Below are 12198 nucleotides of genomic sequence, written 5' to 3' on the forward strand. Positions count from 1 at the left end.
CCCGGTGCGGCGGGGGCGGCGCTTAGACTCGCGGCCATGACTGAAGAACGCATCGCCTTCGTCGGCGGCGGCAACATGGCCAGCGCCATCATCGGCGGGCTGCTGCGCGCCGGGTTCGCCGCCGGCCAGCTCCTCGTCGTCGAGCCGCATGCGCCGCAGCGCCACAAGCTCATGGGCGAGTTCGGCGTGCAGGCCCTCGCCGCCGCAGACGCCGGCCTCGCGGCCGCCACGACGGTGGTCTGGGCCGTCAAGCCCCAGCTCTTCGCCGAGGCCGCCGCGCCGCTCAAGGCCTGGGTGGGCGCTGCGCTGCAACTGTCCGTCATGGCCGGCATCCGCACCGATGCCCTCGTGGCTGCGACGGGCAGCGAGCGCGTGGTACGCGCCATGCCCAACACGCCGGCCCTGATCGGCCAGGGCATCGCGGGCCTGTACGCGCGGCCCGCCGTGTCGGCCGCCGAGCGCGCTGCCGTCGAGCGCCTGCTCGCGCCCACGGGCCAGACGCTCTGGGTCGAGCGCGAGGACGACCTCGACGCCGTCACGGCGCTGTCGGGCTCGGGCCCGGCGTATTTCTTCTTCTTCGTCGAAGCCATGATGGCCGCGGCGGTGGACATGGGCCTGACGCCCGAGCAGGGGCGGCGCCTGGCGCTGGCCACCTGCGCCGGCGCGGCGGCCTTGGGCCTCGCGTCCGACGAGTCGCCCGCCACGCTGCGCGAGCGCGTCACCAGCAAGGGCGGCACCACGCATGCGGCCATCAGCTCGCTGCAGGCGGACGCGGTCGATGCCGCCGTGCGCCGTGCGGTGCTGGCGGCACAGCGGCGCGCGGCGGAGCTGGGCCGCGAGTTCGGCGGCTGAGTGGGCATCGCCAGCCGCAACAGCCTGCGCGACTGGCTGCGGGCCCCGGGGTCGTTGAGCCGGCGCCTCGCCCGGCTGGGCGAGCGCTTCGAGGTCCAGGTGTTGCGCCAGTGCGCCGCGCCACTGCGCAAGCACGAGCGCCTGGCCCTGGGCCAGCCGCACTACGGCCTCGCCCTCGTGCGCGAGGTCATCCTGCGCGTGGACGGCGAACCGCTGGTGTGGGCGCGCTCGGCCGTGCACCAGCACACCACGCGCGGACCCTGGAAGGCCCTGCGCGGCCTGGGCAGCCAGCCGCTGGCCCACATGCTCTACGACGACCCGCGCATCCGCCGCAGTGCGCTGCAGCCCAGGCGACTGTCACGTTATGGCGTGACGCGCCGCCAACTCGCCCGGCAATGGGAAGTTGCCACCGGTGATGCGCCGTCGCCACAGATGCTGTGGTCGCGCAACTCGGTTTTTAGCTGTCGGGGAGCTGACTTGCGTGTGATGGAAGTGTTTTCCACAAGTCATAAATTCGCAGTGCGCCCATAAACCCCCATAAACTAAGTCCATAACAGAGGGGCGTTAGTAGACCCGTCGCGCAACGGCGCGCAGACGGGCCGGTCATGGGGGCAGTCAATGAACACCCGAGAGGTCGTGATCTTCAGCGGGGAGCGCTTCGTCGTTCCGCAATGCATTCAACGGATCGACCATTTGTCGACACACGGCTGGCAGCTGCGCTACGGCGGCACCAAGCTTTTCTCCGACCACAGCCAGGACGGCAGCGGCGCCAAGCGGGCCCTGGCCCTGGCGACCAAGGAGCTTCTCAAGCGCATCGCCACGATGCCGGCACCGTCCCGACTGCGGCGCACGCCCAGCCGCAAGAAGCAGAGCGATCTGCCGTCGGGCATCTCCGGTCCCATCGTGCGCCAGCGCGCCGGCAGCCGCGTGCGCGACTGCAGCTTTGCCGTCACGCTGCCGCGCTTTGGCGAGACGCCGCTGGCGCGCAGTGTCTACATCGGCACCGAGAACACCTACACCGTCGAGCGCTACCAGGAGGCGCTGCAGCGCGCCGTGGCCCTGCGCGAGAAGGCCGAGGCCGCCTACCAGCGCGCCGCGACCAAGGAGCGCCGGGCCCAGGCCCAGTCCCTGAAGGCGCAGATGAACGGCATCCTCGGCAAGGGCTGACGCGAGTCATCTGAAACCCGCATGAACCGGCGCGAGCGCCGGCGGCGGACACAATCGGCGGCCCTGGCCTCGTTGCCCTGCCGTCGTTCATGTCCACCGCCGCCTCCGCCGCTTCCTCGCCTAACCGTTTCGCCGCCTGGCTGAATGCGCTGCGGCCCGCGCCGCAGCCCGTCAACGCGCGCGAGCGCCTGCGCGTGGTGCTGGGCGCCGGCCTCGGCATCCTGCTCGCGGGTGCGCTCAGTCACGCCGTCATGGCGCCCAGCCTGCCCTGGCTGGTGGCGCCGCTCGGCGCCAGCGCCGTGCTGGTCTTCGGCCTGCCGGCGAGCCCGCTCGCCCAGCCCTGGGCCGTGCTGGGCGGCAACACCGTCTCGGCCCTGGTGGGCATCGCCTGCCTGCATCTGCTGCCGTGGCCGCCGCTGTGGGTGGCGGCCGTCGCCGTGGCTCTGGCCATCGGGGCGATGTTCGCCCTGCGCTGCCTGCACCCGCCCGGCGGCGCGGCCAGCCTGCTGATGGTGCTCACTGCCACGCACGACTGGCATTTCGCCTTGGCGCCGGTGGCACTGAACTCGGCCCTGTTGGTGCTGGCCGGCATGGCCTACAACAGCCTCACCGGCCGCCGCTACCCGCACACCCAGGTGGCGCCGGTGCCCATCGTCGGCGCGCAGCTGGCGCCGCCGCGCTTCGGCGACGCCGAGCTCGACGCCGTGCTGGCCCGCTACAACCAGGTGCTGGACGTGCCGCGCGACGACCTGGCCGACCTGCTGCACGAGGCCGAGCTGCTGAGCTACCGCAAGCGCCTGGCCGGACTGCGCTGTACCGACATCATGTCCACCCCCGTCATCACGGTGGAGTTCGGCACGCCGCTGGCCGAGGCCTGGGCGCTGCTGCAGCGGCACGGCATCAAGGCCCTGCCGGTGGTGGACCGCGTGCAGCGCATCGTCGGCATCGTCACGCGGGCCGACTTCATGCGCGCCGCCGAGGGCGAGCAGCGCGAGGGCCTGGCCGGCCGGCTGCAGGCGCTGCTGCGGCCTTCGCCCGCCACGCACTCCGACAAGCCCGAAGTCGTCGGCCAGATCATGAGCCGCCGGGTGCGCGTGGCCAGCGCCGACCGCGCCATCGCCGAGCTCGTGCCGCTGTTCTCGGCCACGGGCCACCACCACCTTCCCATCGTCGGCGAGCAGGCCCGGCTCGTCGGCATCCTCACCCAGTCCGACCTCGTGAAAGCGCTCAGCCATGGCCCATGAACCCACATCTTTCAACTGGGGCGTGATCGGCCCCGGCGGCATCGCCAACCGCTTCGCCGGCGCCCTTGCCGCCGTGCCCGGCGCCCGCCTCGCGGCGGTGTTCGCGCGCGACGCCGCCAAGGGCCAGGCCTACGCGGCCCAGTGGCAGCAGGCCGGCGCCCCGGCGCGCGTGACGACGGACCTGGCCGGGCTGCTGGCCGATCCGTCGGTGGACGCCGTCTACATCGCCACGCCGCACTCCAACCATGGCGAATACATCCGTGCCGCCTTGCTCGCCGGCAAGCCGGTGCTGTGCGAGAAGCCCCTCGTGACGACGCAGGCCGAGGCCCGCGAGCTGGTGGACTTGGCGCGGCGCCAGGGCGTCTTCCTGATGGAGGCGCTGTGGACGCGCTTCCTGCCCGCCTACGACCTCGCCGGCCGCTGGCTTCGCGAAGGCGCCATCGGCGAGCTGCGCGCCATGCAGTCGAGCTTCTGCTTCGCCTCGGTCTACGACCCCCAGCATCGCCAGTGGAACCCGGCCCTGGCCGGCGGCGCGCTGTGGGACATCGGCATCTACAACCTCGCCGTCACGCGCTGGGTGCTGCAGCAGATGAACGACGGCGCCTGCCCGGAGCCGGTGTCCATGGACGTCGAGGCCAAGCTCGCGCCGACCGGCGTGGACGCGGCCGTCAACGTGACCCTGCACTTCCCCGACGGCGTCACCTCGCAGTTCCGCTGCGGCTTCGACGCGGCGTCCATCAACGCCTTCGAGGCCCTGGGCAGCAAGGCCGGCCTGCGCTTCGTGCAGGACTTCTGGCAGGCCGAGTCGGTGGAGCTGGTGACGCGCAAGTCGCCGGCCCAGCGCGTGGATAGCCCCTTCGTCGCCAACGGCTTCGAGGGCGAGATCGCCGAGGCCCAGGCCTGCATCCGCGCCGGGCTGCCGGAGAGCCCGCGCATGCCGCACGCCGAGACGCTCGCCCTGCTGGGCTGGATGGACGCCATCCGGGCGCGCTTCCCGGGCGGCGTCAACAAGGCATGACCCGGTCCTAACGCGGCAACAGCAGGCGGTTGCTGCGGACCGGGTTGCGCTTGAGCGTGAGCGCCACGCCGCCCTCCCCGCTGGCCGAGGCCAGTGGCCGGGCGTTCGCCGCCGTGCCGCTCGCCAGCACCGGGCAGCTGCCCGTGTCGGCATGGCCGAGGGCCGTGGCCAGCATGGCCTCGGCGGGGTCGCCCAGGGCATGGCCGGTGTCGTCGCCCACGCTGCAGCCCTTGACGAAGCGCGTGCCGGACGTGCCCGTGATGCTCGGCTCGAAGCCGTCGGCGTAATCGCCGAAGCCCTGGGCGTTGACGCCTGCGAACTCGATGGGGAAGTAGCTGATGCCGCAGTTGTCCTTGGCGGTGAAGCCATAGGGCTTGCCGCAGGTCTTGCCGCCGACGAGGACGACGTCCACCCCCACGCCGCGCAGGCCGTTGACCACCGCCTCGCTGGCCGAGCAGGTGCCCGACTGCGCCAGCACGTAGACGCGCCCGAGGTCCAGCGTCGGCAGGGGCTGGACGTTGGTGCAGTTGCCGCCGACGAGGATGCAGGACTCGCTGTAGAAGGGCGTGATCCGGTTGTCGGCGCTGCGCAGGGCGCTGTACTTCAGCGTCTCGAAGGCCTGGTTGGCGGTGCGCGTGGTGCCGGCGATCATGGTGGCCAGCTCGCTGGCGATGTAGAGATAGCCGCCGCCGTTGTAGCGCAGGTCCAGCACCAGGTCCTGCACGCCCTGGGCCTGGAAGCCCTGGATGGCCGTGATGAGCTGGCCTTCCGCCGGCGCGACGTGGTCGTTGAAGAGCAGGTAGCCGGCGCGCCGGCCCTGGGGCGTCGTGACGACGCGGGCCACGGGCACCGGCGTCTTGGTGATGCTGGCGCTGGTGAGGTTGCGGGTGATGGTCGCGCCGCTGGCGCGCGTAAAGACGAAGCTGTGCGGCGAGTTGGCCGCATCGGGGAAGAGCGCGGCATTGAGCACGTCGACGCCGGCCTGGTCGGGCGCGTCGGCGCTGGTGCCGTCCACGCTGACGAGCTGGTCGCCGCGCAGCAGGCCGGCCAGGTCGGCCGGGCTTCCCGGCTCGACGTAGGCGATGCGGATCTGGCGCGGCGGTGTGGCGTTGGTCAGCTTCCACTCGATGCCGTAGCCGGCCTCGACGGCGTTCTCGCTGAGCGCCTTCCACTTGTCCGTCGGGTAGGTGAAGCTGAAGCGGTCGCGCAGGTGGCCGGTGTCGGTCAGCTGCGGCGTCTTCAGGGCCTGGAAGTAGGCGTCCATGGCGGCGTAGACGTCGCTGCCGCTGTAGCCGGCGCCGCTCGGATCCACGCGCGGCACTTCGTCGCGCCAGAGGTAGGCCTCGTCGAAGTAGGCGCGCAGCCATTTTTTCTCGGTGTCCAGCGTGGCGGTGCGCAGGTTGGCGGCGGCCATCGTGTTGTTGGCCGCGCATTGCTGGGCGAAGCTGGCCGAGGGGCCGGCCGGGTCGGCCGAGGCGCTGCCCGAGCCGGTGGAGCTGCCGGAGTTTCCCGAGGAGCCCGAGGAGCCGGAAGATCCCGACGTGGAGTTGCCGCCGAGCAGGGGCGTGCCGGCGCGGCCGCCTCCGCCGCCGCAGGCGGCCAGCAGGCTCAGCAGCAGTGCGGCACATGCGGCCCGGCCGCGGATCTGGTTGGACATCGACATGACTCCCTGGATGTTCGATCGAGCGGTCTCGGCCGCCCTGGCGCAATGTAGCGCGGCCTTCAGCGTCGCAAGGCCAGGTCGAGCACGGTGCCGGCGAACACCGCGAAGCCCAGCCAGTGGTTGGCCCGGAAGGCCGTGAAGCATTCGGCCCGGCTGCGCCGGCGGATCAGCGTGAAGTGCCACAGGGCCTGGACGGCTGCGGCCGCGATGCCCAGCAGGAACCAGCGGCCCATGCCCAGGCGCAGGCCCAGGCCCGCCCAGAGGGCGAGGTAGGTGGCGTAGAAGACCATGATGCCCGGCACGTCCCAGCGGCCCAGGGCGATGGCCGAGGAGCGCACGCCGATGCGCAGGTCGTCGTCGCGGTCGACCATGGCGTATTCGGTGTCGTAGGCCAGCACCCAGAAGAGGTTGCCCACCAGCAGCGCCCAGGCCGACAGCGGCACCGAGCGCAGGTTCCACTCGGTGCCGCCCAGGGCCGCGGCGAAGGCCATGGGGATGCCGAAGGAGAAGGCCACGCCCAGCACGGCCTGCGGCATGGCCAGCACCCGCTTGGCGAAGGGGTAGGCGATGGCCACGGCCAGGGCCGCGAAGCTCAGCAGGATGGCCGGCGGGTTGGTGGTCAGCACCAGGCCGAAGGAGATGAGGGACAGGGCGGCGCCGAGCAGCAGCGCCTCCTTCACCGACACCGCGCCGGTCGTCACCGGCCGCTGGGCCGTGCGCTTGACGTGGCGGTCGAAGTCGCGGTCGGCCACGTCGTTGACGCAGCAGCCGGCCGAGCGCATCAGCACCGTGCCCAGGGTGAAGACGGCCAGCAGATGCCAGCCCGGCCAGCCGTCCGCGGCGATCCACAGCGCCGACAGCGTCGGCCACAGCAGCAGCAGCCAGCCCGCGGGGCGGTCCCAGCGGATGAGCTGCAGATAGAGCGAGAGCCGCGAGGGCGGCGCTGCGGCGGGTGTGGCGGAGGTCATGCGCGGATTTTCACGCGGCGCGGCGGGGGCGGACATGCAATTCCCTGCCTCGGCAGGCGTGGGCCGGTGCGCCTAAAGTCGCCCGACCCTGGTTTACCGAACGCCGCCATGACCGACCTCAGCGCCTTCCCCATCACGAAGAAATGGCCCGCCCGGCATCCCGACCGCCTGCAGCTCTACTCGCTGAACACGCCCAACGGCGTCAAGGTGTCCATCGCCCTGGAGGAGACCGGCCTGCCCTACGAGCCCCACCTCGTGCGCTTCGACCTCAACGACCAGACCAGCCCCGAGTTCCTGTCGCTCAACCCGAACAACAAGATCCCGGCCATCATCGACCCCGACGGCCCGGGCGGAAAGCCGCTGGCCCTGTTTGAGAGCGGGGCCATCCTCGTCTACATCGCCGCCAAGACCGGCCAGCTGCTGCCCGCCGACCTGGCCCTGCGCTACGAGGCCCTGCAGTGGCTGATGTTCCAGATGGGCGGCGTCGGGCCGATGTTCGGGCAGCTGGGTTTCTTCCACAAGTTCGCCGGCAAGGACTACGAGGACAAGCGCCCGCGCGACCGCTACGTGGCCGAGTCGCGCCGGCTGCTGAAGGTGCTGGACCAGCACCTCGCCGGCCGCGACTGGCTGGTCGGCGACGACTACGGCATCGCCGACATCGCCACCTTCCCCTGGGTCAACAACCTCATCGGCTTCTACGGCGCCGGCGACCTCGTCGGCTTCGGCGACTTCAAGGAAGTGGGCCGCGTGCTGGAGGCCTTCCTCGCGCGGCCGGCCGTGCAGCGCGGTCTCAAGATCCCGTCGCGCGACTGAGTCAGCCCGGCCGACGCCCGCGCTGCCGGGCGGCCACGGCCTTGACCACCGTCTGCAGCGGCGGCGCCGACGAGAAGTCGGCCTCGTGGGGCGCCAGGGCCAGGTCGAGAAGGCGGCGCACGGCGGGTGTGTCCATGTCCTCGGGCGACGCCAGGCGGATGCTGCGCACCCTCGCGCCCTGGCCCTGCAGCAGGCCCTCGGGGTCGGGCAGGTCCCGGCCGTAGAGGAAGAACAGCGTCACCCAGCGCGGATAGGCGGCGATGGACACGAGGCTGGCCGAGGCCTTGTCGGCATAGGCGTAGCCGATGGCCAGGGCGTTGTAGTTGTCGTAGACCAGCTCGAAGCCGCGCGGCACGCGGGCGCAGAGCCGGCGCCGGCAGGCCGTGAGGGCGTCGGCGATCGCGGGCGAGTAGCGGGCGATGGCGTCGGCCACCTGGCGGGCGGTGGGGTCGCGGGCGGGGCTCATCGGGCGTGGGCGTCGCGGGCACTGTAGGCCGGCTTCGTGACAGCCGCCTTCCGGACTTGCCCGCGTCAGCTGGACAAGGGCGTCAGGCGGTCACCCGGCCGGGGCCGGCAGCCGTCGGCCAGGGGCTGGCCGTCGTCGCGGCTGAGCAGGCCCGCGGGGCCGTGGCAGAACTCCAGGCGGCGGGCCGCCGGCCAGCGCGCCCGGGCGAAGGCCTCGAGGCTGTCGGGCAGGCTGGTCTGCACCTCGCCGGCATTGAGCTGCTCGTCCGGGTGGTCGGCGAAGTGCAGCCAGGGCACGAAGCGGCCGGCCAGCATCAGCCAGGGCGAGGCATGCACCGGCACGGGGGCGTAGCCCTCGCGCCTGAGCCAGGCCTGGGCGTCCTCGCGGGTGCGCGGGCCGGCCGTCGCCGCGGCCAGCAGCTCGGCGACCCACTGGTTGCAGTTCTGGAAGGTGGTGGCGAAGGGGTAGGCGTTGGCGCTGTAGCGCGCATTCAGCAGCGCCAGCGCGAGGGCCTTGTCGCGCGCCGCGGCGGCCAGCGGCGCGGCGGCTTCGGGGGGCAGCAGCAGCACGCTGACGAAGCCGATGTCGGCATCGTCGCTGCCCGAGACGAAGCCCGCCAGGCCCTGGTCGAAGAGCCGCGGCGCGCCTTCGGCGCAGGCGTAGTAGAGCTGGCGCACGGCCCAGGGCATGCCGGGCGCGTCGTCGAAGCCGGCGGCCACGGCGATGGCCGCATGCGAGTAGCGCAGGCCGAAGCGGGAGAGGTCGGTGCCCGAGCGCGAGATCAGGGCCGCTTCGGCGCCCGAGCCGGCCAGCGCCTCCCGGACGAGGGCCGTGAAGCGCAGCAGCCGGTCCTGCTGCGTGGCGGTCAGGTCGTGGCTGCGGTCACAGCCCCGCGGCGGCGAGCCGGCCTGGGCCACGCCCGCGGCCAGCGCTAGCGCGGCGGCGGCCAGCCGCCTCAAGGCTTGACGACGCGCGCCGCCAGCTCGCGGTGCCAGCCGTCTTCCAGCACGAGGTAGAAGGCCTGGCCGGTGTCGGCATGGGCGAAGGCAACGCCGTAGGGCTGCGGCGTGGCCTGCACCTCGTCGCCGACGTTGACCGGCCGCGCCGCCAGGGCCTGCTCGGGCAGGGTCAGCTCGACCGGTTCGGCCCCGTCGCGTTGCAGCGTCAGGCGGCGCTTGCCGGGCTCGGCCTGGGCGACCTCGGTGACGCGGTAGCGCCCCTCGGCCCGGCGCTCGCCGCCGCTGCTGCTGCCGGAGGACTGCTTGAAGGAGTCCGACACGCTGCCCGACGAGGCCGAGCCCGCACCGGCGGCGGAGGAAACGAAGGAGTCGGCCTGGGCCGCGGTGGTGGCGGCCAGGGCCAGGGATGCCAGGAAAACGAGGCGCATCGTGGACTCGCGAAAAAGGATGACGACGCCCGACGATAGCGCGGATGCGTTAACCGCCCCTTGCCGTGCCACGCCAGCGCCGCAGCGTCAGGGCGTTGGTCACGACGCTCACGCTGCTGAAGGCCATGGCGGCACCGGCGATGACGGGGTTGAGCCAGCCGAAGGCGGCCAGCGGGATGCCGACGACGTTGTAGGCGAAGGCCCAGAACAGGCCCTGGCGGATCTTGGCGTAGGTGCGGCGCGAGACGTCGAGGGCGTCGGCCACGAGGCGCGGGTCGCCGCGCATCAGCGTGACGCCAGCGGCCTCGGTCGCCACGTCGGCGCCGCCCGCCATGGCGAAGCCGACCGAGGCCGCCGCCAGCGCCGGGCCGTCGTTGAGGCCGTCGCCGACGAAGGCCACCACCGCGCCGCCTTCGCGCAGCCGCTGCACGGCCGCGGCCTTGTCGCCGGGCAGCACTTCGGCATGCACCTCGGTGATGCCGAGCTGGCGCGCCACGCCGGCGGCGGCGCCCGCGCTGTCGCCGGTCAGCATGACGGTGCGGATGCCGCGGGCCTGGAGCTGGGCGACGGCCTCGGCGGCGGTGTCCTTGATGCGGTCGCCGAAGGCCAGCAGGCCCAGCGCCCGCGGGCCCTCCAGCAGCCACGAGACGGTGCGGCCTTCGGCCTCCAGGCGGCGCGCCTCATCGCCCAGCGGGCCGGGCGCCACGCCGCGCTCCTGGGCCAGGCGGGCGCTGCCCAAGGCCAGGCGGTGGCCCTGCACGACGCCTTCGACACCCCGCCCGGGCAGGGCCTGGGCCTCGTCCACCGGCAGTGGCGGCAGGGCGGCGGCCTCGGCCAGCACGGCCACGGCCAGCGGGTGGCTGCTGCTGCGCTGCAGGGCGGCGGCCAGCTGCAGCAGCTCGTCGCGCGCCAGGCCCTCGGCCGGCACGACGGCCACCAGCGACGGATGGCCCACCGTCAGCGTGCCGGTCTTGTCGAAGGCGACGACGCTGACGGCATGGGCCAGCTCCAGGGCCTCGGCGTCCTTGATCAGGATGCCCTGGCGGGCCGCGACGCCGGTGCCGGCCATCAGCGTGGTCGGCGTGGCCAAGCCCAGGGCGCAGGGGCAGGCGATGACGAGGACGGCCACGGCGTTGACCAGGGCCGCCTCGGCGCCGGCGCCGTGCAGCCACCAGCCGGCGAAGGTCAGCGCCGCCACGGCCAGCACCACCGGCACGAAGACGGCGCTGACGCGGTCGACGACGCGCTGGATGGGCGCCTTGGCCGCCTGGGCGGATTCGACCATGCGGATGATGCGCGCCAGCGTCGTCTCCGCGCCGATGGCCGTGGTGCGCACGGTCAGCGCGCCCTCGGCATTGATGGCGCCGCCGGTCACGCGCTCGCCCGGCGACTTGGCCACGGGCAGGCTCTCGCCGGTGATGAGGGACTCGTCCACATGGCTGCGGCCGGTGACGATCTCGCCGTCCACCGGAATGCGGTCGCCCGGGCGCACGGCGACCACGTCGCCCACCGCCACGGCCGACACCGGCAGCTCCACCTCGCGGCCATCCGGCCGCAGCACGCGGGCGGTGGACGGGCGCAGGGCATTGAGGGCGCGGATGGCATCGGTCGTCTGGCGCTTGGCGCGCTGCTCCAGCCATTTGCCCAGCAGCACCAGCGTGATGACGGCCGCCGACGCCTCGAAGTAGAGGTGGCCGTGGCCGGGGTGGCGCCACAGCAGGTAGACCGACAGCCCGTAGGCCGCCGAGGTGCCCAGGGCCACCAGCAGGTCCATGTTGCCGGTGCCGGCGCGCAGGGCACCCCAGCCGGCGCGGTAGAAGCGCCCGCCCAGGACGAACTGCACCGGCGTGGCCAGCAGCCACTGCAGCCAGCCCGGCAGCATCAGCGTGATGCCGAAGGGGCTGAGCAGCATGGGCAGCATCAGCGGCAACGTCAGCACCGCGCCGGCCGCGGCCCGCCACCAGCCGGGCAGGCCGGCCGCGGGCGTGGCCGCCGGGCTCCCGGGTTCGCTCACGTCGGTGGCCGGGTAGCCGGCCTTGTCCAGCGCCGCCGTCAGCGCCGCGACGGGCACGTTGGGCAGGGCCTTGATGGACGCCTTCTCGGTGGCGAGGTTGACGCTGGCGGACTGCACGCCGGGCACCGCCTGCAGCGCCTTCTCGACGCGGCGCACGCAGGATGCGCAGCTCATGCCGCTGACTTGCAGCGTCACGTCGTGGAGGGCGGAGGAGGCGTTCACGGTGTTCATGGTGCTCTCTCAGGCAGGGAGATGTCCGGCATGCTGGGGCTTGCCATCATGGCAAGGTCAAGAGGGGGTGGGCAGGCTGGGCGTCACTTGTTGGCCGGGTGGCTGCGGGTGGCAGGCAGGTGATGCGAAGACCCGGAGGTTCCCGCGTCGAGGGCTCGGAGGCGGCTTCAGTGGGACTGCCGCGGCCAGCGATGCTGATGGCTGCTTGCGACCCATCTGGGACATTCGCCTCCACCAAGTTCGACGCTGGAAACCCGACGTTGGCGCAGGTCGTGCGCTGCGGGCTCTATGCCACCCGAAGCGGACTTTCCGTCGGGATGGGCGCGGGCAGCGGGGCGGGCCTGATGCTCCATGTCCCCCGGTCCGCTACGCGGC

Annotated in this window: 12 protein-coding genes; 6 read left to right on the forward strand and 6 right to left on the reverse strand. The window is 72.8% G+C overall.

Features of this window, described 5'->3' with window-relative positions:
* The first annotated feature begins 36 nt into the window (after positions 1 to 36).
* From proC to LXT12_RS23650, 5 genes are all read left to right on the forward strand, one after another.
* A complete protein-coding gene (gene proC, locus LXT12_RS23630) occupies positions 37 to 852 on the forward strand; it encodes a pyrroline-5-carboxylate reductase (RefSeq protein ID WP_233394761.1) in 816 nt (271 codons plus the stop codon).
* Complete coding sequence (locus LXT12_RS23635) at positions 853 to 1383, forward strand: chorismate--pyruvate lyase family protein (RefSeq protein ID WP_233394762.1); 531 nt, start codon at positions 853 to 855, stop codon at positions 1381 to 1383. It begins immediately after the preceding gene.
* An 87-nt stretch (positions 1384 to 1470) separates the two neighbouring features.
* Positions 1471 to 2019 carry a hypothetical protein gene (locus LXT12_RS23640; RefSeq protein WP_233394763.1) on the forward strand — a complete coding sequence of 183 codons (549 nt, stop codon included), beginning with the start codon at positions 1471 to 1473 and terminating at the stop codon, positions 2017 to 2019.
* A gap of 89 nt (positions 2020 to 2108) precedes the next feature.
* On the forward strand, positions 2109 to 3263 hold the full coding sequence (locus LXT12_RS23645; RefSeq protein ID WP_233394764.1) for an HPP family protein: 1155 nt from the start codon (positions 2109 to 2111) through the stop codon (positions 3261 to 3263).
* Positions 3253 to 4281 carry a Gfo/Idh/MocA family protein gene (locus LXT12_RS23650; protein ID WP_233394765.1) on the forward strand — a complete coding sequence of 343 codons (1029 nt, stop codon included), beginning with the start codon at positions 3253 to 3255 and terminating at the stop codon, positions 4279 to 4281. The genes LXT12_RS23645 and LXT12_RS23650 overlap by 11 nt, the downstream gene beginning before the upstream one ends.
* 7 nt (positions 4282 to 4288) lie before the next feature.
* Here the strand turns inward: LXT12_RS23650 and LXT12_RS23655 are convergent, their stop codons facing one another.
* Together LXT12_RS23655 and ubiA are read right to left on the reverse strand one after the other, a co-directional pair.
* Positions 4289 to 5938: a S41 family peptidase gene (locus LXT12_RS23655; protein ID WP_233394766.1), complete on the reverse strand. Its 1650-nt coding sequence runs from the start codon at positions 5936 to 5938 to the stop codon at positions 4289 to 4291.
* A gap of 65 nt (positions 5939 to 6003) precedes the next feature.
* A complete protein-coding gene (gene ubiA / locus LXT12_RS23660) occupies positions 6004 to 6912 on the reverse strand; it encodes a 4-hydroxybenzoate octaprenyltransferase (RefSeq protein WP_233394767.1) in 909 nt (302 codons plus the stop codon).
* Between the two features lie 108 nt (positions 6913 to 7020).
* Between ubiA and LXT12_RS23665 the strand changes: the two genes are divergently transcribed.
* Positions 7021 to 7725, forward strand: a complete 705-nt coding sequence (locus LXT12_RS23665) for a glutathione S-transferase N-terminal domain-containing protein (protein ID WP_233394768.1) — start codon at positions 7021 to 7023, stop codon at positions 7723 to 7725.
* Position 7726: 1 nt separating this feature from the next.
* On the opposite strand, the gene LXT12_RS23670 is transcribed toward LXT12_RS23665, so the two are convergent.
* From LXT12_RS23670 to LXT12_RS23685, 4 genes are all read right to left on the reverse strand, one after another.
* A complete protein-coding gene (locus tag LXT12_RS23670; RefSeq protein ID WP_233394769.1) occupies positions 7727 to 8191 on the reverse strand; it encodes a DUF1801 domain-containing protein in 465 nt (154 codons plus the stop codon).
* Positions 8192 to 8256: 65 nt separating this feature from the next.
* A complete protein-coding gene (locus tag LXT12_RS23675; RefSeq protein ID WP_233394770.1) occupies positions 8257 to 9150 on the reverse strand; it encodes a DUF2145 domain-containing protein in 894 nt (297 codons plus the stop codon).
* Positions 9147 to 9578 carry a hypothetical protein gene (locus LXT12_RS23680; RefSeq protein ID WP_233394771.1) on the reverse strand — a complete coding sequence of 144 codons (432 nt, stop codon included), beginning with the start codon at positions 9576 to 9578 and terminating at the stop codon, positions 9147 to 9149. The genes LXT12_RS23675 and LXT12_RS23680 overlap by 4 nt, the downstream gene beginning before the upstream one ends.
* 49 nt (positions 9579 to 9627) lie before the next feature.
* Positions 9628 to 11823, reverse strand: coding sequence for a heavy metal translocating P-type ATPase (locus LXT12_RS23685; RefSeq protein ID WP_304622785.1), 2196 nt, complete (start codon positions 11821 to 11823; stop codon positions 9628 to 9630).
* Between the last annotated feature and the right edge of the window lie 375 nt (positions 11824 to 12198).

Origin of the sequence: Pelomonas caseinilytica (genome assembly GCF_021353235.1) — a bacterium.
GTDB classification, from domain to species: domain Bacteria; phylum Pseudomonadota; class Gammaproteobacteria; order Burkholderiales; family Burkholderiaceae_C; genus Pelomonas; species Pelomonas caseinilytica.

Coding starts and splice junctions, on each gene's coding strand:
- proC (WP_233394761.1), top strand. CDS start 37: ATGACTGAAGAACGCATCGCCTTCGTCGGCGGCGGCAACATGGCCAGC.
- LXT12_RS23640 (WP_233394763.1), top strand. CDS start 1,471: ATGAACACCCGAGAGGTCGTGATCTTCAGCGGGGAGCGCTTCGTCGTT.
- LXT12_RS23645 (WP_233394764.1), top strand. CDS start 2,109: ATGTCCACCGCCGCCTCCGCCGCTTCCTCGCCTAACCGTTTCGCCGCC.
- LXT12_RS23650 (WP_233394765.1), top strand. CDS start 3,253: ATGGCCCATGAACCCACATCTTTCAACTGGGGCGTGATCGGCCCCGGC.
- LXT12_RS23655 (WP_233394766.1), bottom strand. CDS start 5,938: ATGTCCAACCAGATCCGCGGCCGGGCCGCATGTGCCGCACTGCTGCTG.
- ubiA (WP_233394767.1), bottom strand. CDS start 6,912: ATGACCTCCGCCACACCCGCCGCAGCGCCGCCCTCGCGGCTCTCGCTC.
- LXT12_RS23665 (WP_233394768.1), top strand. CDS start 7,021: ATGACCGACCTCAGCGCCTTCCCCATCACGAAGAAATGGCCCGCCCGG.
- LXT12_RS23670 (WP_233394769.1), bottom strand. CDS start 8,191: ATGAGCCCCGCCCGCGACCCCACCGCCCGCCAGGTGGCCGACGCCATC.
- LXT12_RS23680 (WP_233394771.1), bottom strand. CDS start 9,578: ATGCGCCTCGTTTTCCTGGCATCCCTGGCCCTGGCCGCCACCACCGCG.
- LXT12_RS23685 (WP_304622785.1), bottom strand. CDS start 11,823: ATGAACACCGTGAACGCCTCCTCCGCCCTCCACGACGTGACGCTGCAA.